The sequence below is a fragment of the Entomomonas moraniae genome, assembly GCF_003991975.1.
Lineage (GTDB): Bacteria > Pseudomonadota > Gammaproteobacteria > Pseudomonadales > Pseudomonadaceae > Entomomonas > Entomomonas moraniae.
Window position 1 is genome coordinate 1,636,165 of the sequence record NZ_CP029822.1, and the last position, 21,464, is coordinate 1,657,628.

Below are 21,464 nucleotides of genomic sequence, written 5' to 3' on the forward strand. Positions count from 1 at the left end.
AATCCATGCCTAACAACATAAAAGGGCTACTTAGAATTACTACTAGCGGCCTCTAAGGCTGAACTAATAAGCTGATCGGCGGCTTGATAACCAGGAATAATCTGACCATTTTCTAAGATAATAGCAGGCGTTCCCCTAATGCCAATTTTTTGTCCTAACACATACTGCTCAACAACAGGACTTTCACATTTCTTTGTGCTTTTAACTGGTATTTCTTGCATCAACTGATTCATTGCTTCTTGTTTATTATCAGCACACCACACTTTTTGTAACTCATCAAATCCTCGGGAAGCAAAGCCTTCACGTGGGAACGCTAAATAACGAACCTCAATACCCTTTGCATTTAACATGGGCACTTCTTGGTGTAAACGGTGGCAATATGGGCATGTAGTATCAGTAAAAATAGTGATGTGCGTCTTAGGTTGATTATCTTTTGCCTTAAAAATAACCATTTTTGACTTATCCATATTATTAATTAGATTAGCAACAAACTTTTCCTCTGTTTGCAACGTTAAGTTTTTAGGTTCTTTTCCTGATAAATCAAATAAATATCCTTGAAGAAGATATTTACCATCTTCGGACATATAAAAAACTTTACCACTATCAACTTGAATTTGATAAAAGTCATTAATTGGACTTTTAGATACTTCTTTAACCACAACATCAGGGACTACTTTTTGAAATTGTGCTTTTACTGTTTGCTCTGATGCAAATACCATATTAGTAGTAACAGTTAAACCCAACGCCAAACCTACTAACATTTTTTTTAAAGACATTAATCATTCCTCATCATTATAATTTTTAGCTTATTCATACAAAATACTTTAAAACAGCGAAAGCTATAAAGTATTTCACATTACATCAAAATCAGCTAGCCTGTTTCATATATTTTATACTTTTACATAAAATAGCAAAATAATTAATAAACTTTATGTGACAAAACATTGAAACTTTATAATTATCTATCATAAGTAGTAAAAACAATATATTATTCAAGCATTGAACGACACCTTTTGAAGATAAAATTTAGCCTATGAATATCGATTTAATCATCGTTCTCAGCTTATTAGTCGTAGCTATTATCGCTTTTATTATCAATAAGCCACGTATGGATTTCGTAGCGCTTTCTGTTATTGTCGCCTTCCCCCTTACAGGAATTTTAACAGTTAATGAAACACTCATAGGCTTTAGCGACAGCAGTGTTATTTTAATTGCCGCATTCTTTGTTATTGGTGATAGCCTTGTTCGCACAGGTATTGCTTACAGCGTTGGGGAATGGCTTATTAAACAAGCTAAAAACAACGAAACACGCCTTATCATCTTACTCATGGGATCTGTTGCTTTACTTGGTTCAATCATGAGCTCAACAGGTATTGTTGCCATATTCATTCCTATTGTTCTAAATATTGCCAGACACATGAATGCAGACCCTAAACGTCTCATGATGCCACTTAGCTTTGCTGCCCTTATCAGCGGAATGCTCACATTGGTCGCCACAGCTCCCAACCTTGTTGTCAGCAGCTCTTTAAAAGAGGCGGGGTTTACCCCCTTTAGTTTCTTTTCATTTACACCCATTGGCTTAGTGATTTTAGTCATGGGTATTGTCTATATGCTATTTGCGCGCCGCCTACTTGCTTCCCCCGCTGATAACGATATCGCATCACATCAAAATAAACGACATTTGGTTGATTTAATTAAAGATTATAACTTATCTGGCCGAAACCGACGGTTACGAGTTAATTCGGGCTCCCTTATGATTGGCAAGACCATAGCAGAACTACAACTAAGAGCCCGTTTTGGTGCAAATATTATTGGCATAGAAAGAGAAAAGCGTATCACTTACAAAGTTCTTGATGCGTCTTCACATCTTGAAATAAAAGTGGGTGACATTTTATTGTGCGATTTTTTCTACAAAGAAACGGTTGACGATTTTTGTAATACATTTCAACTGACAAAACTCGCTTTTAAAGGTGATTACTTCACTGATCAATCACACTCAATCGGTATGGCTGAGGTTTCACTCCCTCCTGAGTCAAAGCTAATAGGTAAAAATATCTTAGAAATAGGTTTTCGTTCTACCTATCGATTGAATGTGGTTGGATTACGGCGTAATGGTGAGTCATTAGAAAATGACATCATAGATGAAAATCTCAAGCTAGGTGACACTTTATTAGTCATCGGAACATGGAAAGCCATTAAACAACTACAAACACTCAATCAAGATTTCTTGGTTTTAAGCCTGCCCGCAGAAATTGATCAAGTAGCCCCTGCACTTAGCCGTGCACCTTATGCGCTTATAACACTGGCTATCACCGTTGGATTAATGATCAGTGGTATTTTCCCCAACGTGATCACTGCCTTGCTAGGCTGCTTACTAATGGGAGCATTTCGTTGTATTGACATGGACAGTGCTTACAAATCTATCCATTGGCAAAGTTTAATCTTAATTATTGGTATGTTTCCCTTTGCGGCAGCATTACAAAAAACGGGGGGAGTTAATCTAGCTGTATCTGGATTACTCTCTGTCGTGGGGGACTCTAGCCCGCATCTACTCATTGCTGCTTTATTTATTTTAACAGCCTCTATTGGCCTATTTATCTCTAACACGGCAACAGCTATTCTATTAGCCCCGATAGCCATTCAAGCGGCTGAACAAGTAGGTGTCTCACCCTATCCATTTGCCATGACAATCGCTCTTGCGGCCTCTGCCGCATTTATGACCCCCGTATCATCCCCTGTCAACACACTAGTTGTAGGGCCTGGGCGCTATAAATTTATCGACTTTATAAAATTAGGAGTACCCTTTACCTTGATAGTTATGGTAATTTGTATCCTCTTTGTACCTATATTATTTCCTCTACACCCTATACCATAAAAATGAGAGAAACATGCCTATCCATCATAGCATTGTCCATTTAATTGATAAAAAACCTGACGGAACACCATCAGTACTCCATCTCAGTGAACATGAGTTATCTCTATCTCAAGCAATGGAAAACTTATTAACCGATTTAAATGAGAGCTACAATGCCAAGCCAAATAAAGCATGGGGCTACTTTCATGAAGAATCTGGCGCTTATCCCTTTAGCGGTTGGTTAACTCAATACTTAGAGAAACAACAAGATTTTATTAGTTTTAGTAAACAAGCTTCAGAACACTTACAAAAATTGATGGAAGAGTCTAATCTATCCATGGGTGGCTATGTACTTATTGCACACTATCAACAAGGAATGACAGACTACCTTACTATTACCCTCCTCCATCATACCAAAGGGGTAACCGTAACTGATAGTCTGGAAATAACTGAAGCTAAGCACCTTGATTTAGCTCAGCTGCATTTAGCCGCACGTATAAACCTTTCCGAGTGGCAAAATAACAAACAGTCAAAACAATATATTTCATTTATTCGTGGCAAAAATGGTAAAAAAGTATCTGATTACTTTAGGGACTTTATCGGATGCCAAGAAGGCGTTGATGCCCCCAGTGAGACACGTACATTATTGAAAGCTTTCAGCGATTATGTAGAAGATGAAGATTATTCCGAAGATCAAACCAAACAAAAAACAGACACTCTCGTCAGTTATGCTAGTTCACAAGCTCGATTAGGTGAAGCGATTTCACTGGATGAATTATCCGAACTTATGAATGAAGAAACACCCCGTGCTTTTTATGACTACATTCGTAATAAAGACTATGGGTTATCGCCTGTTATTCCTCCTGATAAACGTACACTGAATCAGTTTAAGCGATTCACTGGCCGTGCCGAAGGTTTATCTATAAGTTTCGAGGCACATCTATTAGGCTCGCGTATTGAGTACGATGAAAGCAGTGATACATTGATTATTCATCAAGTCCCTACGAAGCTAAAAGATCAATTAAAACGCAATAATAAGTGATTATATTCAAACTTATTCCCAGTATAAAAATAAGGGAATGCCTTAATTGACTACAACAGTTAGAGAGGATATTAATAGAGAGTTCTTTTATTCTAACCAATATCATTTAAGTATCTATAGTGCAAAACTAATAGAATAGATAGGTAAAAATATTATCAATACGATAGAATAATCGATAATTTAGGAGTTATTTCGGTAATTACTTTAAAATAATAAATAGCTATAAGGGGCTAGATTAAATCCAGTCCCTTACTATAAACTATTAGGAAATAAATTATTTCTTTTTAGCTTTCTTTGGCGCGTCTACAGCTTCTTTTAAGCCTTTACCTGCTTTAAATACAGGTGCTTTTTTTGCAGGAATAGTCATTGGCTTACCTGTTTGTAAATTACGTGCTTGACGCTCTGCACGCTGTTTCACCTCAAAACTACCAAAACCTACTAATGCAACTGACTCATCCTTTTGTAGTGTTTCAGTAACAGTCTCTAAAAATGCATTAAGCACACGTCCAGCTTCCGCTTGTGTAGTATTAGCCTTAGTTGCAATAGCATTAATTAACTCTGTCTTATTCATTTCGTTGTTCCTATTTTCACATGTATTAATAAATATATGGTAGTCAATGCTTAGTATAGTATCTCTCTTTTCTTTAGGTTGCAATCATTATAGGAGATAAATTATATTAATAAACAGCTGTCATATTAGGTTTTTTTCAAATCTTTCTTAATTTGATCTTTATTGTATACTCCAATCCCTAAAACTAACCTCCACTTAAAACCTCACGTTTACTGCTCTGTCATAGGCCAAGCTCTCTAGTGATCCCAAACTTTTTTCGTTAAGCCGCATTTCAGTTTTGCTAGATCAGTCACTCGTTTAATATTTTTATTTAACGAAAAGCTATTTTTCTAAATTTACTTTGAGTTACTTTTCCTCTACTTTTATTAAGTATCAAAATTTGATCTATATCACTTATCACTTTAATAAATAATCAAATGATTACTCAGTATTCGTACACAAATTATCACTATATTTTTATTAATTTTTAATATAATCAAAAAACCTGTAGCCATTGTTTTTCTTCGACCATAAACATTTGTTCTATACCAAGAACAAAAATAAATTATTTACCTTATTATGATGATTATTAAAATTAGACTTTAGTTGTATTGCTATAAACTTTCGTACATAGTTTTATAGTACCACTTATGTGTATTTCTTTTGAATCAAGGAGCGGGTTTATGAAATTTTCAGAAAAGATTTATCGTGATGAGGATGTATCCTTAGAACCATTGAAAGGAAAAACAGTTGCTATTATTGGTTATGGTAGCCAAGCTAGAGCACAAAGTTTAAATATCCGTGATAGCGGAATAAAAGTTATTGTTGGTTGTGGCGATCGCAAATTCTTCCCTGACTGGGAAAGAGCTGAAGCAGATGGTCATACCGTAATGAGCATCGAAGATGCTGTCAAACAAAGTGATCTAGTACACGTTTTATTACAAGATCCTGCACAGCCTGAAGCCTATAAAAAACATATTCATGAACATTTAAAAGAAGGTCAAACACTAAGCTTTTGTCATGGCTTTGCTATTTTATATGGCACAATTCAACCCCCTAAAAATGTTGACGTTACACTCTACGTCCCCAATGGCCCAGGGCCTGTCGTACGCCAAAAATATTTAGATGGATCAGGTATTTATGGGTGTGTTTGTGTTGAGCAAGACTACACTGGTAATGCATTGAAAACAGAACTTGCATTAGCAAAAGCTGCGGGTAGTACACGTGCGGGTACTATTGAAATGTCTTTCCAACATGAGACTGAAGGTGATAACTTCGAAGAACAAGTATTGTACGGCGGTACAATCCATCTTATGAGAGAAGTTTATCAATTAATGGCCGATGCGGGTTACCCTAAATCATTCGCTTATGCAAAAGCAATCCGTTCTATTCGCTCAGTTATCGATGATATCGATGCAGTAGGTATTGAAACATACCTTTCAACTCACTGTAGCCGTACTTGTGAATTTGCGGTTAGACATAGCGGTCCTCGTGTTATTAATAGAGAAGCTATCCGTGAAGTATTTAATGAAACAGAAAAAGGGGTTTTCGCCCGTAATTGGTTAGTTGAATTTAGTCATGGTATGCCAACACTTCACCGTATGCGTAGAGAACGTAAAGACAGTGATATGGAGCAAACTGGTAAGCTATGGCGTGAGACTTTTGCTAAAGAAACAGACTTAGGCGCTAAATAGTCTATTCAAGTAGGTAATAGGGGCTTCCTATTGCCTACTTAGTTGTACTGTATTATTTAATTGTGGTTGTAAGTAGGAAAATCACTTTGTATTGCTTTTATAATTTTATCTACACTTTGATTAATTGTAAGCGTTGCGCTATCAATCACTAACCTCTCTCTATCCCAAGACTCATAGTGGCGATTTATAACATCACTCCAATCGGGTAATTTCAATCCATCAATATTTGATGCTCTTTTTTCAATATGCTCTTGATGTAGTGTAATATCAGAACAAATTACCTCAACCTCTAAATAAGACACACCACGAGAAAGTGCAATATTGCGATATGTATTACGGGTTAAGTGTAATGGATTTACAGAGTCAGTAATGACTGTATTGCCAATGTTTATATTATCCTGAGCTATTGCATAAGCAATAAAATAGCCTAATGTATTAGCTGCTGTCCCTGAGTTCAGTATAGTTGCTCTATTGTATCAATACGTAAATAGATAGCATTAAGCTGTTTGGCAAGTTCACTTGAAATACTGCTTTTACCACATCCTGGCAGCCCACTAAAAATAATTAACACGGCTATCCTTTAACTACTTGTTAGTAATAAAAATCTTTTAGCGAACTCATCCACTTTATTCCAATCAGTATAACTGTAGTTTTGAGTCATATCGTGATTTTTCTCACCACCCATTTTCATAATAAAACGGATCATATTTCTATCAAACCAATTGTATTGTGGATAATATAAAGCACCTGCAAACACAGCCTTTAACTGTGGTTGCCATTTCGTTTTAGCAAAAAACTTACGGGTATAAACACTACCCTCTGGCGTATCTTTACCTACTTTCCTCGCAGTGACGCAAACACAAAAGAACGCCGTTTTTTTCCTATTTAAAATATCAGTATGTGTATTAACAAACTGGATTAATGACTTTCTAAAGCGCCCATAGCGAATGGATCCACCTACCAAAATAGCATCATAGTCATTTAGGTTTTTATTAAGAGGTTCTTCTATATTATGTAGTTGATAACTTTGATCAGGCAGTTGCTTTGCTATTTTCTCTAAAATAGTCAGAGTCTGCCCCTCGACAGTTGAATATAAAAGCAATGTTTTAGTGGTCATTTTAGCACTCTCATCAAGACTATTAAAAAAGCTATACATTCTTTCACTGTAACATAATAAATAGAGGCAAAGTAAATATTGTCCCCACAGCTATAAACTATTATATGTTATTAAACAGTTTATTTTAATAAGGTTATAATTATAGCGTAGTTTTTTTGATAAAAAGGTGATAAACCTTTTTCATTTACCTCTTGACCTCTTTATAATGTAGTTCATTACATTTTATATATTTTTCTTATTAACATATTGAGACAGAATAATGTTAGATTCAAAATTGGTAAGAACACAACCCAAAGAAATAGCGAAACGACTTGCTGCTCGTGGTTTCATACTCGATGTTGAAAAAATCGAAGCACTCGAGCAAAAACGCCGCACTGCACAAGTAACAACAGAGCGATTACAAGCAGATCGTAATGCCCGAGCAAAAGCAATCGGCCAAGCAAAACAACGTGGAGAAGACATCGCGCCCCTACTAGCAGAAGTAGACCAGTTGGGTGATGATCTTGAAAAAAATAAAGCAGAACTTGACACAATACAAGCTGAACTAGATGCGATCTTATTAGCTATTCCCAATCTACCAGATGAAAGTGTTCCTGTCGGTGCCGATGAAGAAGATAATGTCGAAGTAAGACGTTGGGGAGCGCCTAAAGCTTTTGATTTTGAAGTAAAAGATCACGTTGATCTTGGCACTGCGATCGGCGGGCTTGATTTTGAAGCAGCAGTTAGAATGTCTGGTGCTCGCTTTACCGTATTAAAAGGCGCTATCGCAAGATTACATCGCGCCCTAGCACAATTTATGATCAACCTACATACATCAGAACATGGGTATGAAGAGGCTTATACACCTTACTTAGTTCAAGCTCAAACACTACAAGGTACAGGTCAACTCCCTAAATTCGAAGAAGACCTATTTAAGTTACCTCGTGAAGATGCATCTGATCTATATCTTATTCCAACCGCAGAGGTCACGTTAACAAACCTCGTCGCAGGGCAAATCTTAGAAGAAAAACAACTACCCATTAAACTAGTGGCTCACTCCCCTTGCTTTAGAAGTGAAGCAGGTGCTTCAGGTAGAGATACTCGTGGCATGATTCGTCAGCACCAATTTGATAAAGTTGAAATGGTACGCATTGTTGAGCCTTCTACCTCAATGCAAGCATTAGAGGAATTAACAGCCAATGCTGAAAAAGTATTACAACTACTTAACCTACCCTATCGTGTAATTACACTATGTACTGGTGATATGGGCTTTGGCGCTGTTAAAACCTACGATATTGAAGTATGGATTCCGAGTCAAGACAAATACCGTGAAATTTCCTCTTGCTCTAACTGCGGTGATTTCCAAGCACGCCGTATGCTAGCACGTTACCGTAATGCAGAAACAAATAAACCAGAATTAGTACACACCCTAAACGGTTCTGGTTTAGCGGTTGGCCGTACACTCGTGGCTGTACTTGAAAATTATCAACAGGCAGACGGTTCAATTATCGTTCCTGATGCGTTGAAACCCTATATGGGCGGTATTGAGGTTATTCGCTAAGTTTATGGACTTTCTACCACTTTTTCACAACCTACAAGGACAAGATGTCTTATTAGTTGGCGGTGGTTCTATAGCACTGCGTAAGGCCAGACTATTACTGGCCAGCAGTGCTAAACTCACAGTTGTAGCTCCCTGTATTAATGAAGAATTAAAGGCGCTTCTTACAAAGCACCAATGCCATTATATCCAAGCGCATTACCATGAATCACATATTGCCAACTCACTATTAATTGTAGCCGCTACTAATGATCTGTTAGTTAATCAACACATTTCAAACGACGCAAGATTACGCCGCATTCCTGTGAATGTAGTGGATAATCCGACTCTAAGCACTGTTATTTTTCCTGCCATTATCGACCGTTCTCCTATCATTGTCGCCGTTTCGAGCGGCGGAAAGTCCCCCGTTTTAGCTCGCTTATTACGGGCTAAGTTAGAAACTTTACTCCCCAGCGGTTATGCCAAACTCGCCAAGCTCGCTGAAAAATTCCGTGATAAAGTCAAACAACATTTCTCTAATACAGAACAGCGGCGTATTTTCTGGGAAAAGGTATTACAAGGTTCTATTAGTGAGCAGGTATTAGCCGGGCGAGAAAGCCAAGCAGAAAAAGAGCTACAACAACTGTTAGATAATACTCAAGACCAACCGCCTAAAGGTGAGGTTTATTTGGTAGGTGCCGGCCCTGGTGATCCTGATTTGCTTACCTTTAGAGCATTACGCTTGATGCAACAAGCAGATGTCGTCTTGTATGATCGCTTGGTTGCACCTGAAATCATTGATCTATGCCGCCGTGATGCTGACCGTATTTATGTAGGTAAGAAGCGCAATAATCACACATTACCACAAGACGATATTAATCTGCTCTTGGTAAATCTTGCCAAACAGGGTAAACGTGTTGTGCGCCTGAAAGGTGGAGACCCTTTTATATTTGGACGTGGCGGTGAGGAGATCGAGACCTTAGCCGATCATAACATAGCATTTCAAGTCGTTCCGGGAATTACTGCAGCTAGTGGCTGTGCAGCTTACGCTGGTATTCCTCTCACTCATCGTGATTATGCCCAATCTGTTCGTTTTGTCACAGGACATTTAAAAGACAATAGTATTGATTTACCTTGGCAAGAACTTGTTGCCAAAGGTCAAACCGTCGTCTTTTATATGGGGCTTATTGGTTTGCCAACTATTTGCCAACAGCTTATTCAACACGGTCAAGCCCCTGATACGCCTATGGCACTTATTGAGCAAGGAACGACACAATCTCAGCGAGTTTTCACCAGCACACTCGCCAATATGCCTGAAACTCTGGCAAACAAAACCATACAAGCACCCACTCTAATTATTGTGGGTGAGGTGGTCAAACTAAGGGATAAATTAGCTTGGTTTAACTAACAAGCTGGCGAAGGAAACAGTAAATAGGAGAATAAAAACATGAAGTTTTTAATCATCATTATTATTGCCATTGTAATCATATTAGGGATAAAAACTTATAACCAAGAACAATGGCAGAAAGACGCAATGTCTGACACTTGGTATGATAGTCATCCAGAGGAAACAGCAATATTAATTAGCCGTTGTAAAGACCAAAAAGCAACACTTCAAGCATGTGAGGCTGTTAAACAATTTAAAGAAAATAATTTATCACTATCAGAAATATATGCCATCTTCCAACGTGGCCAGCAAAGTTTAGATCAAAAAAACTATCAAGAAGCGATGAAATACTATTTAAAAGCTGCTAAATATAATAATTTTGATGCCATCAATAACATTGGTTATATGTACAGTCACGGTTTGGGTGTTGAGAAAAACCCTCAAAAAGCCTTTCAATGGTTTCTAAAAGCGGCAAAACTAGGCAATCCGATGTCGATGTATGCTGTTGGAATTGACTACTATTATGGTAAAGGGACACCAAAAGATATAACTAAAGCAAAAGAATGGTTATCTAAATCAGCCAACGCGGGTTATTCTGATGCAAAAAACTTTTTAAACCAAATACAGTAAAGGTGTAGTCTAACAACATATTAGAGGTGGACAGAAAACTGAATGGATATTAACTTTATAAAAGCTCACTTCTCTGAACTTTTACCCAAAATTACTCTATGGGCTGAAGAAACACAATCTTATATTTGTCAGCATGGTAAATTACTAAATCAACAACAAATACTTGATGCGCAACGTGTTGGTGTTAGCCAGCCTAAAAAGATTTACCTATTAGAACTAGAGAGATTTCCTTTACCTGATGATATCGTATTGCAACAAGCTGCAATAGCATTAGGCTTCTTAAGTGAGAATACCGCAGGACTTACCTTAGGTTATGGCATTTTAATCAAAAAGGGACTTCTCTCAAGAAGACTACTTTCACACGAATGCCGCCATGTTCACCAATATGAACAGGCAGGTTCTATCGCTAATTTTTTAGAAAGCTATCTTATGTCTGTACTAAAAGATGGCTATTTTGACTGCATTTATGAGCAAGATGCTAGACAATACGAACTGTAAATATCTAATAGAGACTCTCTATTTCATAAAATGCTTTCAATATCGTCATCATATAGGTTACGTCTTTCGTCCCTGCTACCTCCCTAATGGAGTGCATTGCCCAAGTTGGTAAACCGATATCCACTGTTTTTACACCCACCTTACTCGCTGCAATAGGTCCGATGGTTGAGCCACAGCCCATATCGCTCCGGGTAACGAAGGTTTGTACAGGAACTTGATTAATTTGGCAAAGATGACGAAAAATACCTGCCGTAATGCTATTAGAGGCATAGCGTTGATTGCCATTGATCTTTATGACAGGGCCTGCATTAATTTTAGGTGCATGTTGTTCATCATGCTTTTGTGGGTAGTTGGGATGTTGCGCATGAGCATTATCGGCGGAGACGAGTATGGATTTCTCAATACAACGACTTAAAGCGCTTGGATCAGGCATGAGCCTTGTTAATACTTGCTCTAAAAAAGGGCCATCCGCACCACAAGCAGAACATGAACCGACCTCTTCATGATCAGTACAAATAAGCAAACAATTTTGTTCATCATTTGCATGCAATAAAGCTTCAAGTCCTGTATAGCAGGATAATAGATTATCTAAACGGGCACTGGTAATAAAATCATTATTTAAGCCTACTATATTGCCTTTTTGATTGTCATAAAAGCTTAATTCATAATCCAAGAGTTCAACCTCTTGTAAACCATACTCACTAAATAGCTGTTTAGCTAATAATGCTTTTAGATCAAAGGGGATATCGTCACTGCATGCGATGATGGGGGGAAGCTCGGTTTGTTGGTTAATAGCCCAACCTTTATTGGCTTCTCGGTTGAGATGAATAGCGAGATTAGGAATAATCGCAATCGGTGATTCTATATTAATTAAACGGCTTTGTACTTTACCTTGATGAGTAAAAGTAACACGACCTGCTAGAGACAAGTCTCTATCAAACCAAGGGGATAACAAAGCCCCACCATAAACAGCAACACCTAACTGCCAACAACCACTTTTATTTAACTCAGGTTGGGGTTTAACTTGTAAGCAAGGGCTATCTGTATGAGCACCTACCATTCTAAAGCCCGACTCTTCTAACTTAATTTTCCCCAGTTTAAAAGCAATGAGTGAGGAATCATTACGCGTCACATAATAACGCCCACCTGCTTGAATTGACCAGCTATCTTGCTCATATAAAGGTTGATAGCCAGCAGCCTCTAACTGCCCAATCATTTTACTGACCGCATGAAAAGGAGTTGGTGACTCATGAATAAAGTTAATCAGTGCCTGACTTGATGCATTGCTCATTTAAATACTATCCTTTACTCTTTAGCGATTAAATTACCGGCGTGTAATCCACATTCTTTTTGCGTGCCCTCTTCCCACCACCAGCGTCCTTCGCGCTCATGCTGATTAGGAAGTACAGGACGCGTACAAGGCTCACAACCAATACTAATAAAACCTTTTGTATGTAGACTATTATACGGTATTTCCATCATTCGAATATAATCCCATACTTCCTTACTGCTCATATTGGCTAAGGGATTAAACTTATAAAGTTGATTGGTTGGTGTCGAGAATGTCATATCCTTTTCCATCACAGGCACATGACTACGTGTACCAGGGCTTTGATCACGGCGCTGCCCTGTTACCCAAGCACCGATAGTTGATAACTTACGGCGTAACGGTTCAACTTTACGAATACCACAACATTCACTGTGCCCATCTTTATAAAAACTAAAAAGCCCCTTTTCTTTGATAAAAGGCTCTAATTTTTGGTAATCCGGTGATAATATTTCAATATTAATCGAGTAAAAATCCCTAACCTCTTCAATAAATTGATATGTTTCAGGATGTAGTCTTCCTGTATCAAGGCAAAATACATTCACCTTTTTATTAATTCGCCATGCCATATCTAATGCAACTACATCTTCTGCACCACTAAATGATACCCACAGGTCATCATTAAAGTGTTCAAACGCTAATTTGAGAATGTCACGCGGTGATTTATCGCTATATGTTGTCGCTAAAGTTTCAACATCAAACGTTGAGTTAGTCATTTATTTTTATCTCATTGCCTATCACAGTAGTTGTTAGCATGTTAACAAAAATAACTTTTAGATTAAACGAATCTATTTTTATATGGTTAGATCAAAAATGATAAGCGATTTATAATGTCATTATTTTAATCGATATCACAGGATAAAAAATGCCAGAGTTACCCGAGGTTGAAACCACCCGTTCAGGAATTGAGCCTCATATTATTAATCAAAAAATTAAACAGGTCATTGTCAGAGAGCGCCGCCTACGTTGGACGATCCCTGATGAACTTGATATTTTAACCTCAGAACAACGCATAAAAGTGGTTAAGCGCCGTGCTAAATACTTATTATTAGAACTTGAATCAGGTACCATTATTATTCACCTCGGCATGTCAGGAAGCTTACGCATTATAGAAGATAATGCGCCAGTTCAAAAACATGACCACGTAGATATCCTATTAGAAAATGGTGTCATCTTACGTTATCACGATCCTCGGCGCTTTGGTTGTATCTTATGGACAAAAGAACCTGCTACTCATGAGTTACTTAAAAACCTTGGTCCCGAACCATTAACTGATGCGTTTAATAGCGATTACTTATTCGATGTTTCTCGTAAACGCAGTGTTGCCATAAAGCTATTTATTATGGATAACAAAGTCGTCGTAGGTGTGGGTAATATTTATGCTAACGAGGCCTTATTTGCAGCAGGTATTAATCCTAATAAGCCAGCCAATAGCATTTCTAAAGCACGCTATGAAAAATTAGTACATTACATCAAAGAAATACTGGCTCGTGCTATTGAAGTAGGCGGGACAACACTGCGTGATTTCGTGGGTGGCGATGGTAAACCAGGGTATTTTCAGCAAACATTAAATGTTTATGGCCGTGGTAACTTACCTTGTAAAACCTGTGGCAAACTATTAAAAGAAGTTAAACTAGGCCAACGTACTACGGTTTGGTGCAGTCATTGCCAGCACTGATTATTGTTAATTTAAAGAGCGTTTTTTGTGAACGAAAGAGATTAATACATTTCATTATCCCTTTAGTCGCTGTAAAATGAGAATATTTCTTATTAACACACTACTGTTTTTGCCATTCTTTTATTTAAGAGGCTACCATGCTCTTTGAACGCTTTGAAAAACTAATTGATCCTTTTAAAGAAGTCCCTGATGAAATGCCACCTAATAAGATTCTTCCTTTTTACTGGCATTACTTAAAGCAAGTCAAAGGTATTTTTTTATGTTTGCTGATTGTTGGTTTTTTTGCTTCGATTATAGAGGTTGCTTTCTTTAACTTTTTAGGAAAAATTGTTGATTATATTCAAGCCTCCTCCTCGCCAGTTAACTTCTTTAGTGACCACCGTTATGAATTAATATGGATGGCAGTTGTCATCTTATTATTGCGCCCCCTCTTTTTTCTCATTCATGATCTATTAGAAAGACAAGCACTGACTTCGAATCTTGTTACGTTAGTTCGCTGGCAACAACATCGGTATGTTTTAAAACAAAGCTTAAATTTTTTTCACAGTGACTTTGCGGGCACTATTTCAAGCCGTATTATGCAAACAGGCAATTCATTACGTAGCTCTGCAATCAGCTGTGTAAATGCCATATGGCATGTGATTATTTATATTGGTAGTGCACTGTTTCTATTCATCGAAGCGGATTGGCTCCTAACTATTCCACTATTAATTTGGCTTGTTGCTTACGTATTGACTTTAATCTACTTTGTTCCTAGAACAAAGCAACGCTCTGCTATCTCCGCAAGAGCCCGTTCTAAATTGATGGGATGCGTGGTGGATAGTTATACCAATATAACTACACTTAAATTGTTTGCACATACCGAACTCGAACAAGACTATGCTAAAAAAGCCATGCAAGAACAGACAGTTGCAGCGCAAAGATCAACACGCCTAGTCACTGCCATGAGTCAAGTCCTCTGTATTATTAATGGGTTAATGATTACTAGCACAACAGCGCTTGCTTTATGGTTATGGTCAAATAGCTTAATTACCATCGGTGCTATTACTTTAGCAACAGGGCTTGTGATACGTATTAATAACATGTCTGAATGGATTATGTGGGTAGTTAATGGTGTTTTTGAAGAGTTTGGTATTGTACAAGATGGTATCAGAACCATTTCACAACCTAGAACAGTACAAGATAAACCTAATGCAAAACCCTTGTTAGTTCCTCAAGGTAATATTACGTTTAACCATATCTACTTTTCATACGATAGTAAACGCCCCATTTACCAAGATCTTAACTTTTCCATTCAAGCGGGGGAAAAAATAGGTCTTGTAGGTCCGTCGGGGGCAGGCAAGTCAACGCTAGTCAACCTTTTGCTCAGGCTTTACGACTTACAAGGGGGCAGCATTACTATCGATAATCAGAACATCGCTGAGGTCACACAAGATAGTCTTCGATCCCAGATTGGGATGGTGACGCAAGACACTGCACTACTGCATCGATCCATTCGAGAAAATCTCTTATACGGTAAGCCTAATGCTACGGAGGAAGAAATGCTACATGCATTACGCCAAGCTAAAGCCGATGAGTTTGTGCTTAACCTAGTCGATAATGACGGCGGTAAAGGATTAGATGCTAAAGTCGGTGAGCGAGGCGTAAAACTTTCAGGTGGACAGCGTCAACGAATAGCGATCGCACGGGTACTACTAAAAAATGCGCCTATTCTCATTTTAGATGAAGCCACATCAGCATTAGACTCTGAAGTAGAAGCCGTCATTCAAGAAAGTTTAGAAATGCTTATGAAAGATAAAACCGTGATAGCAATTGCTCATCGCCTATCAACCATTGCCAAAATGGATCGCCTTATTGTTTTAAATAACAGCAAAATTGTTGAAACGGGCACCCATCAACAATTAATCAAAGAAAATGGATTGTATGCTCGGTTATGGCAACATCAAGCAGGCAATTTCGTAGGGCTAGATGAGTAAATCATAAAGCCCTAAGGGAGAGGACAGCGCCACAAATAAGCACAATCAGAGTTATCGGTAAGAGTATTTTCCAACATTTCATGGGTAAGGGTTGCATTTTTTTATGGAACTCTACCCATGTTAATACAAACATACTGATACCAACGGCTAATAAAGCCCCTGCTATCACATCGGTTAACCAATGCATGTTTAAATAAATACGTGACAAACCAATCAAAAATGCAGGAAGAAAGGCAATAGAAAGCCACATCAAACGCTGTTTAGGAGGCCTCCCTAACCCTGCAAGCACACCAATACTCACAAAAAAGGCAAACGAAGCAGACGTATGCCCACTTGGAAAACTAAAGGTTTGTACAACATCCGACATACCAAAAGGACGCACACGAGCAATTGATTCTTTCAGTATCCAACCAATAGTCGCTGTGGCGAGCATTGTAAAAGCAAAAAAGCATAAAGGCTTTATTTGTTTCATAAACAACAATAAAAAACATAACACAGCTGATATAACAAACTGTACTTTATATCCTCCTAGCTCCGTTATAAAATGCGCTACCTTTTCTAATGGCTTTTCTTGAATCGTTTGAACAATTGCCAGTACACCTTGATCCAAAGTATTTAAGTTCGGTAAAAAAAGATAAAGCAATAACAATAAAACTAAGCTAGCCAATGACATATAAGCAGTCACCCAGCTCTTTTGCTTAAGGCACCCATAAACACTTATTGCAATAAAAATAGCTAGAATAGCGACTACATAAATTAACGTCATCCAAAATTGCTCATCAACAGGAAAAGAAAAGGCAACCCCCGTCAACCAACTTGGAACAACGAAAGTGATTGTCCAAAGAGAACTGGCCATAAGGGTAACAATTAGAAAGGTAACCACAGGATAGTGAAAAATACCAACCATCATTGACATGTTTGATCGTAAAGGGCTAACAAAACGTCCTAACACAAGCCCCATAATACCATAATGCTTAAGGTAGTTATCAGCGGAGTTGATCCATTTAGGATTTTTCTTAACAAAGCTAAGTTGATAAACTCTTTTTTTAAGCTTATAGCCAATACCATACGAGACAATGTCACCCAGCCACCCGCCCAAAATGCCGAGGATAATTACTTTCCAGAGAGGGTAGTTATAACTACCTGCGACAGCACTTGCAATCACAACCATTGTATTACCGGGAATAGCTAATCCGAGCAAAGCAATGCAATCAAAGAAAACTATAAGAAAAATAACTAATCCAATTAAACTTTGATGGTGCTGTAAAAAAGCATTCAACCAATCAAGCATAAAAAAATATGTTCACTCTTGTTAATAAATAATTACTCCGCTTGATAGACAATACGCCCATCAACAAAAGTCGTCTTAACTTTAGCAGGCAAGCAATGCGCCATAAAAGGACAGTTTTTCCCTTTTGAATGCCAATGTTCACCAACGATGGTAGATGTTTTGGGATCAAACAAAACAATATCAGCTGCTTTGCCAATTGCTAAGTCACCTGCAGGTAAGCGAAGTGCGCTCGCAGGACCAGAAGTCAACCTTGCTAGTAAAGTCGGAAGATCTAACAGCCCTTCATCAACCAATGTCATCGCTAAAGGAAGCAATATTTCTACACTGCTAATACCGGGTTCTGTTTCTGCAAAAGGGGCTGATTTAGCATCTTTTTCATGAGGCTGATGATGACTAGCAATAGCTTGGATTACTCCAGACTTAACCCCCTCACGTAAAGCATCACGATCCTTAAGTGTTCTTAACGGCGGTTGAACATAATAGAGACTTGAAAAATCAGATAACGATTCATCTGTCAAAATAAGCTGATAAAGTGCTACATCTGCTGTTACATTAAGCCCCCTCGCTTGAGCGGCCGCAATCAATTCAACAGAGCGGGCGGAGGTAAGCTGGCTAAAATGTGCGCGTACCCCAGTTTGCTCAACCAGCAGTAAATTACGTGATAGAGCCACTGTTTCCGCTGTTTCTGGAATCCCTGCAAGCCCTAAGAAATTAGCAATGGATCCTTCATGAGCAACACCACCCTCTGCGAGCTTACTGTCTTGAGAGGTAAATGTTACTTGAAAATCAAAAGTTGCAGCGTACTCCAACGCTCTTCTTAGGACACGATTACTTTCAACTTCCGCCAAACCATTAGTAAATGCAATACACCCCGCCTCTGCTAATGTTACCATTTCTGAAAGCTGTGAGCCTTCACAACCCTTTGTTAGCGCTGCAATAGGAAAAACTTTACTAAGATTAGCTTCTCGTGACTTTTCTAAAATCAAATCAAGAACAGCGGTTGTATCGGCTATAGGCTTTGTATGAGGTGGGCAGCAAAGTGCAGTCACACCACTCGCAACAGCTGCAAGTGTTTCCGTTGCAACAGTGCCTTTACGACTATAACCTGGCTCACACAAATTAACACTCAAATCCACCAAGCCTGGCGCAGCAACAAGCCCTTTAGCTTCAATAACCTGGTCAGCAATAAAACCCGTAGGCTTATCACCAATAGCAATGATTTTGCCATTTTCAATATGAATATCTGTTTGTTTGTCAAATCCACTACTAGGATTAATAACTCTTGCATTGGTAATTGATATCGTCATTATTTATTCTCCAATTCCAATTGTCGTTCTGTTAGTTGCCCACTCATCGCCATAGAAAGTACGGCCATTCTAACCGCGATACCATAGGTCACTTGGTTTAAAATCACTGATTGCTCACAATCTGCCACAGACGACTCTATTTCTACACCACGATTAATAGGCCCTGGATGCATAACAATGGCGTCAGGTGCGGCTAAAGCCAAACGTCTTTCTGTCAAACCATACTGTTTAAAATACTCTCCCTCACTGGGCAATAGGCCACCATGCATGCGTTCTTTTTGTAAACGAAGCATGATCACGACATCCACTCCTTTAATACCTTCATCCATGTTAGTGTAGGTTTTAACCTTATATTGTTCTGTCAAACCGATGGGTAATAAGGTGTTAGGGCCTATCACTCTAATATCTTTGCAACCTAGCGTTTCAAGCGCTAGCATATCCGTTCGAGCAACACGTGAATGCATGATATCGCCAACAATTGCAACCGATAAATTAGCAAAGTCACCTTTATGACGTCTAATGGTTAGCATATCCAACATACCTTGGGTTGGATGTGCATGACGACCGTCTCCACCATTGATTACCGCCACATGGGGGCAAACATGTTCAGCCATAAAGTGTGCGGCACCAGACTCACTGTGTCTTACCACAAACATATCGGCAGACATCGCCTCAAGGTTATGTAAGGTATCAGTTAAGGTTTCGCCTTTACTGGTTGATGAGGTTGACATATGCAATGTAACAACGTCAGCAGACAAACGCTTTGCTGCAAGCTCAAAAGTTGTACGAGTACGAGTGGAGTTTTCAAAGAAGACATTACAAACCGTTTTCCCTCTCAGCAAGGGAACTTTTTTTACTGACCTAGCACCTACTTCAAGAAATGAATCAGCCGTGTCTAATATTTCCGTGAGAATTTCTTTTGGCAAACCATCTAAAGATAGAAAGTGCTTTAATTGTCCCTGCCTATTTAATTGTAGTGTTTGTTTTCTTTTAAGCATCAAAAAAGCCCTCAGTTTTTTAGTTTAGCAAGCCAATGTTTTTAACTCAAGAGTCAGTGGTGTAGGCCCTTGAACTTTAACGCGTTGATTTTCAGGGAGATTAAGAACCTCACCAACCACATCAGGTCTAATAGGTAACTCTCTGGCGTTTAAATCCAATAAACACACCAATGTAATACTCGCAGGGCGTCCATAATCAAATAGCTCATTCATAGCAGCTCTTATGGTACGACCACTCATTAGCACATCATCAATTAAAACAACATGTTGATTATCAATCTCAAAAGGTAATGCCGAAGGACTAACCTGTGGATTTAAACCCTTTTGTGTGAAATCATCACGGTAAAATGAAACATCTAAAATACCTAACGTTTCATCTTGTTTATTCATTTCTGCCAATAACTGTGTTGCAACCCAAACACCCCCTGTTCTAATACCGACATAAACAGGATTTTGAATATTGTGTGTAGTCAAATACGTTTGAAGTTGATCTGCTATTTTAGGCAAAAGCTCTGAGGGTAAAGGCAACATCATATGCTCTCCGTTGTTGAAGAATAATTTTCTAACCAGCTTTCAATGATTAATGCCGCGGCTAAAGCATCGACTGGGTTTTTATGGTAGTCTGCTTTATATCCTTGCGCGTGGTATTGCTCCTTGGCTTCATAACTCGTCAATCTTTCATCTTGTGTATAAACAGTGGCTTGAAAACGACCATGAAGCCTACGTGCAAACTTTTCAGCACGCTTACTCATTTCACTAGGTGTACCATCCATATTCAAAGGCAGCCCAACAACAACAGCATCGGGTTGCCATTCTTTTAGTAAACGCTCTATCTGCTGCCAATTAGGAATACCGTCTTGTGCTTTTAATACACAGAGCTCTCTTGCTTGCTTGGTGAAACCCTGACCTACGGCAACTCCTATTTGGCGTAACCCATAATCAAACCCTAAAATGATTTTAGGAAGCGCTGTCTCCATTAAGCATGCCCTACATGGCGCGATAGTGATGAAAAATTTACACCCAGTTGTTCCAATGCAGCATCAACACGCTGCTCAGAGGCTACTTTAAAAATAATATCGGCGTTAAATGGACAAGTTAACCATGTATTCTCAATAATTTCTTGCTCTAGCTGCCCTGCTCCCCAACCTGCATAACCTAATGCAATAAGGTAGTTTTCAGGCCCTTTCTTTTCGGCAATATCAATCAATACATCTTGGGATGAGGTTAACTGGATATCAGGTAAGTTAATTGTATTTTGAAAAACGTTATCTTTGGAGTGCAATACAAAACCACGTTCTGTATCAATAGGGCCACCATGATAGATTGGTGTCATTAGGTTTACTGCAGGAAATAGTGTATCGGGCCTTAGCTGCTCTAATATATCAGCCAAATGAAAAGGTTTCTCTTTATTTACAATAATCCCCATGGCGCCTTCTGTATTATGGCTAATAAGATATACCAATGAGTTAGAAAACTCTGAGCACTCTAGCTGGGGCATTGCCACTAGAAACTGATTATTTAAATAAGACAAAGGGTCATTTTTCATAAATAATGCTTGTTCGATTAAATATCGACGCACATTATAAAGCGCATTTACAC

Annotated in this window: 22 protein-coding genes; 9 read left to right on the forward strand and 13 right to left on the reverse strand. The window is 38.5% G+C overall.

Translation table 11 applies throughout. The annotated features are described in order from the left end of the window. Nucleotides 1-26: 26 nt before the first annotated feature. Nucleotides 27-776 carry a DsbC family protein gene (locus tag DM558_RS07835; protein WP_127163266.1) on the reverse strand — a complete coding sequence of 250 codons (750 nt, stop codon included), beginning with the start codon at nucleotides 774-776 and terminating at the stop codon, nucleotides 27-29. Between the two features lie 257 nt (nucleotides 777-1,033). Between DM558_RS07835 and DM558_RS07840 the strand changes: the two genes are divergently transcribed. Beyond that, nucleotides 1,034-2,875, forward strand: a complete 1,842-nt coding sequence (locus DM558_RS07840) for an SLC13 family permease (protein WP_127163268.1) — start codon at nucleotides 1,034-1,036, stop codon at nucleotides 2,873-2,875. A 13-nt stretch (nucleotides 2,876-2,888) separates the two neighbouring features. Further along, complete coding sequence (yejK, locus tag DM558_RS07845) at nucleotides 2,889-3,896, forward strand: nucleoid-associated protein YejK (RefSeq protein WP_127163270.1); 1,008 nt, start codon at nucleotides 2,889-2,891, stop codon at nucleotides 3,894-3,896. A 274-nt stretch (nucleotides 3,897-4,170) separates the two neighbouring features. Here the strand turns inward: yejK and DM558_RS07850 are convergent, their stop codons facing one another. Then, nucleotides 4,171-4,467, reverse strand: coding sequence for an HU family DNA-binding protein (locus DM558_RS07850; RefSeq protein ID WP_109702238.1), 297 nt, complete (start codon nucleotides 4,465-4,467; stop codon nucleotides 4,171-4,173). A 662-nt stretch (nucleotides 4,468-5,129) separates the two neighbouring features. Between DM558_RS07850 and ilvC the strand changes: the two genes are divergently transcribed. Beyond that, nucleotides 5,130-6,140, forward strand: coding sequence for a ketol-acid reductoisomerase (gene ilvC / locus DM558_RS07855; protein ID WP_109702237.1), 1,011 nt, complete (start codon nucleotides 5,130-5,132; stop codon nucleotides 6,138-6,140). Nucleotides 6,141-6,196: 56 nt separating this feature from the next. Here the strand turns inward: ilvC and DM558_RS15815 are convergent, their stop codons facing one another. From DM558_RS15815 to hemG, 3 genes are all read right to left on the reverse strand, one after another. Beyond that, a complete protein-coding gene (locus DM558_RS15815) occupies nucleotides 6,197-6,442 on the reverse strand; it encodes a hypothetical protein (protein ID WP_228411841.1) in 246 nt (81 codons plus the stop codon). 152 nt (nucleotides 6,443-6,594) lie between these two features. Further along, nucleotides 6,595-6,711 (reverse strand): AAA family ATPase, encoded by a 117-nt coding sequence (locus DM558_RS16040; RefSeq protein WP_407644301.1) that lies wholly within the window; start codon nucleotides 6,709-6,711, stop codon nucleotides 6,595-6,597. Between the two features lie 9 nt (nucleotides 6,712-6,720). Beyond that, entirely contained in the window at nucleotides 6,721-7,257 is a 537-nt protein-coding gene (gene hemG / locus DM558_RS07865) for a menaquinone-dependent protoporphyrinogen IX dehydrogenase (RefSeq protein WP_127163272.1), read from the reverse strand. Between the two features lie 259 nt (nucleotides 7,258-7,516). On the opposite strand from hemG, the gene serS reads away from it, so the two are divergent. The 4 genes from serS to DM558_RS07885 are packed head-to-tail and all read left to right on the forward strand — an operon-like array spanning nucleotide 7,517 to nucleotide 11,288. Further along, nucleotides 7,517-8,797 carry a serine--tRNA ligase gene (gene serS / locus DM558_RS07870; RefSeq protein WP_127163274.1) on the forward strand — a complete coding sequence of 427 codons (1,281 nt, stop codon included), beginning with the start codon at nucleotides 7,517-7,519 and terminating at the stop codon, nucleotides 8,795-8,797. Between the two features lie 4 nt (nucleotides 8,798-8,801). Then, on the forward strand, nucleotides 8,802-10,181 hold the full coding sequence (cysG, locus tag DM558_RS07875; protein WP_127163276.1) for a siroheme synthase CysG: 1,380 nt from the start codon (nucleotides 8,802-8,804) through the stop codon (nucleotides 10,179-10,181). 39 nt (nucleotides 10,182-10,220) lie between these two features. Then, the gene (locus tag DM558_RS07880) at nucleotides 10,221-10,790 is read left to right on the forward strand and encodes a tetratricopeptide repeat protein (RefSeq protein ID WP_127163278.1); all 570 of its coding nucleotides are present in this window, start codon (nucleotides 10,221-10,223) and stop codon (nucleotides 10,788-10,790) included. Nucleotides 10,791-10,832: 42 nt separating this feature from the next. Then, nucleotides 10,833-11,288, forward strand: a complete 456-nt coding sequence (locus DM558_RS07885) for a hypothetical protein (RefSeq protein WP_127163279.1) — start codon at nucleotides 10,833-10,835, stop codon at nucleotides 11,286-11,288. Nucleotides 11,289-11,292: 4 nt separating this feature from the next. Here DM558_RS07885 and DM558_RS07890 read toward each other — a convergent pair whose 3' ends face one another. Next, the gene (locus DM558_RS07890; protein WP_127163281.1) at nucleotides 11,293-12,579 is read right to left on the reverse strand and encodes a M18 family aminopeptidase; all 1,287 of its coding nucleotides are present in this window, start codon (nucleotides 12,577-12,579) and stop codon (nucleotides 11,293-11,295) included. Nucleotides 12,580-12,593: 14 nt separating this feature from the next. Further along, a complete protein-coding gene (locus DM558_RS07895) occupies nucleotides 12,594-13,331 on the reverse strand; it encodes a phosphoadenylyl-sulfate reductase (RefSeq protein WP_127163283.1) in 738 nt (245 codons plus the stop codon). A gap of 149 nt (nucleotides 13,332-13,480) precedes the next feature. Between DM558_RS07895 and mutM the strand changes: the two genes are divergently transcribed. Next, a complete protein-coding gene (gene mutM / locus DM558_RS07900) occupies nucleotides 13,481-14,293 on the forward strand; it encodes a bifunctional DNA-formamidopyrimidine glycosylase/DNA-(apurinic or apyrimidinic site) lyase (protein WP_127163284.1) in 813 nt (270 codons plus the stop codon). A gap of 137 nt (nucleotides 14,294-14,430) precedes the next feature. Next, nucleotides 14,431-16,269 carry an ABC transporter ATP-binding protein gene (locus DM558_RS07905; protein WP_127163286.1) on the forward strand — a complete coding sequence of 613 codons (1,839 nt, stop codon included), beginning with the start codon at nucleotides 14,431-14,433 and terminating at the stop codon, nucleotides 16,267-16,269. Between the two features lies 1 nt (nucleotide 16,270). Here DM558_RS07905 and DM558_RS07910 read toward each other — a convergent pair whose 3' ends face one another. Genes DM558_RS07910 through DM558_RS07935 form a run of 6 tightly spaced genes read right to left on the reverse strand, consistent with a single transcriptional unit; the run spans nucleotide 16,271 to nucleotide 21,411 of the window. Then, on the reverse strand, nucleotides 16,271-17,560 hold the full coding sequence (locus tag DM558_RS07910) for a bifunctional DedA family/phosphatase PAP2 family protein (protein ID WP_127163288.1): 1,290 nt from the start codon (nucleotides 17,558-17,560) through the stop codon (nucleotides 16,271-16,273). Between the two features lie 32 nt (nucleotides 17,561-17,592). Continuing rightward, on the reverse strand, nucleotides 17,593-18,867 hold the full coding sequence (locus DM558_RS07915) for a dihydroorotase (RefSeq protein WP_127163290.1): 1,275 nt from the start codon (nucleotides 18,865-18,867) through the stop codon (nucleotides 17,593-17,595). Further along, the gene (locus DM558_RS07920; protein ID WP_127163292.1) at nucleotides 18,867-19,865 is read right to left on the reverse strand and encodes an aspartate carbamoyltransferase catalytic subunit; all 999 of its coding nucleotides are present in this window, start codon (nucleotides 19,863-19,865) and stop codon (nucleotides 18,867-18,869) included. Before DM558_RS07920 ends, DM558_RS07915 begins: the two co-directional genes overlap by 1 nt. A gap of 24 nt (nucleotides 19,866-19,889) precedes the next feature. After that, nucleotides 19,890-20,399, reverse strand: a complete 510-nt coding sequence (pyrR, locus tag DM558_RS07925) for a bifunctional pyr operon transcriptional regulator/uracil phosphoribosyltransferase PyrR (RefSeq protein WP_109702224.1) — start codon at nucleotides 20,397-20,399, stop codon at nucleotides 19,890-19,892. Continuing rightward, the gene (ruvX, locus tag DM558_RS07930) at nucleotides 20,396-20,842 is read right to left on the reverse strand and encodes a Holliday junction resolvase RuvX (RefSeq protein WP_127163294.1); all 447 of its coding nucleotides are present in this window, start codon (nucleotides 20,840-20,842) and stop codon (nucleotides 20,396-20,398) included. Before ruvX ends, pyrR begins: the two co-directional genes overlap by 4 nt. After that, nucleotides 20,842-21,411, reverse strand: coding sequence for a YqgE/AlgH family protein (locus tag DM558_RS07935; RefSeq protein ID WP_127164840.1), 570 nt, complete (start codon nucleotides 21,409-21,411; stop codon nucleotides 20,842-20,844). The genes ruvX and DM558_RS07935 overlap by 1 nt, the downstream gene beginning before the upstream one ends. Nucleotides 21,412-21,464 lie beyond the last annotated feature (53 nt).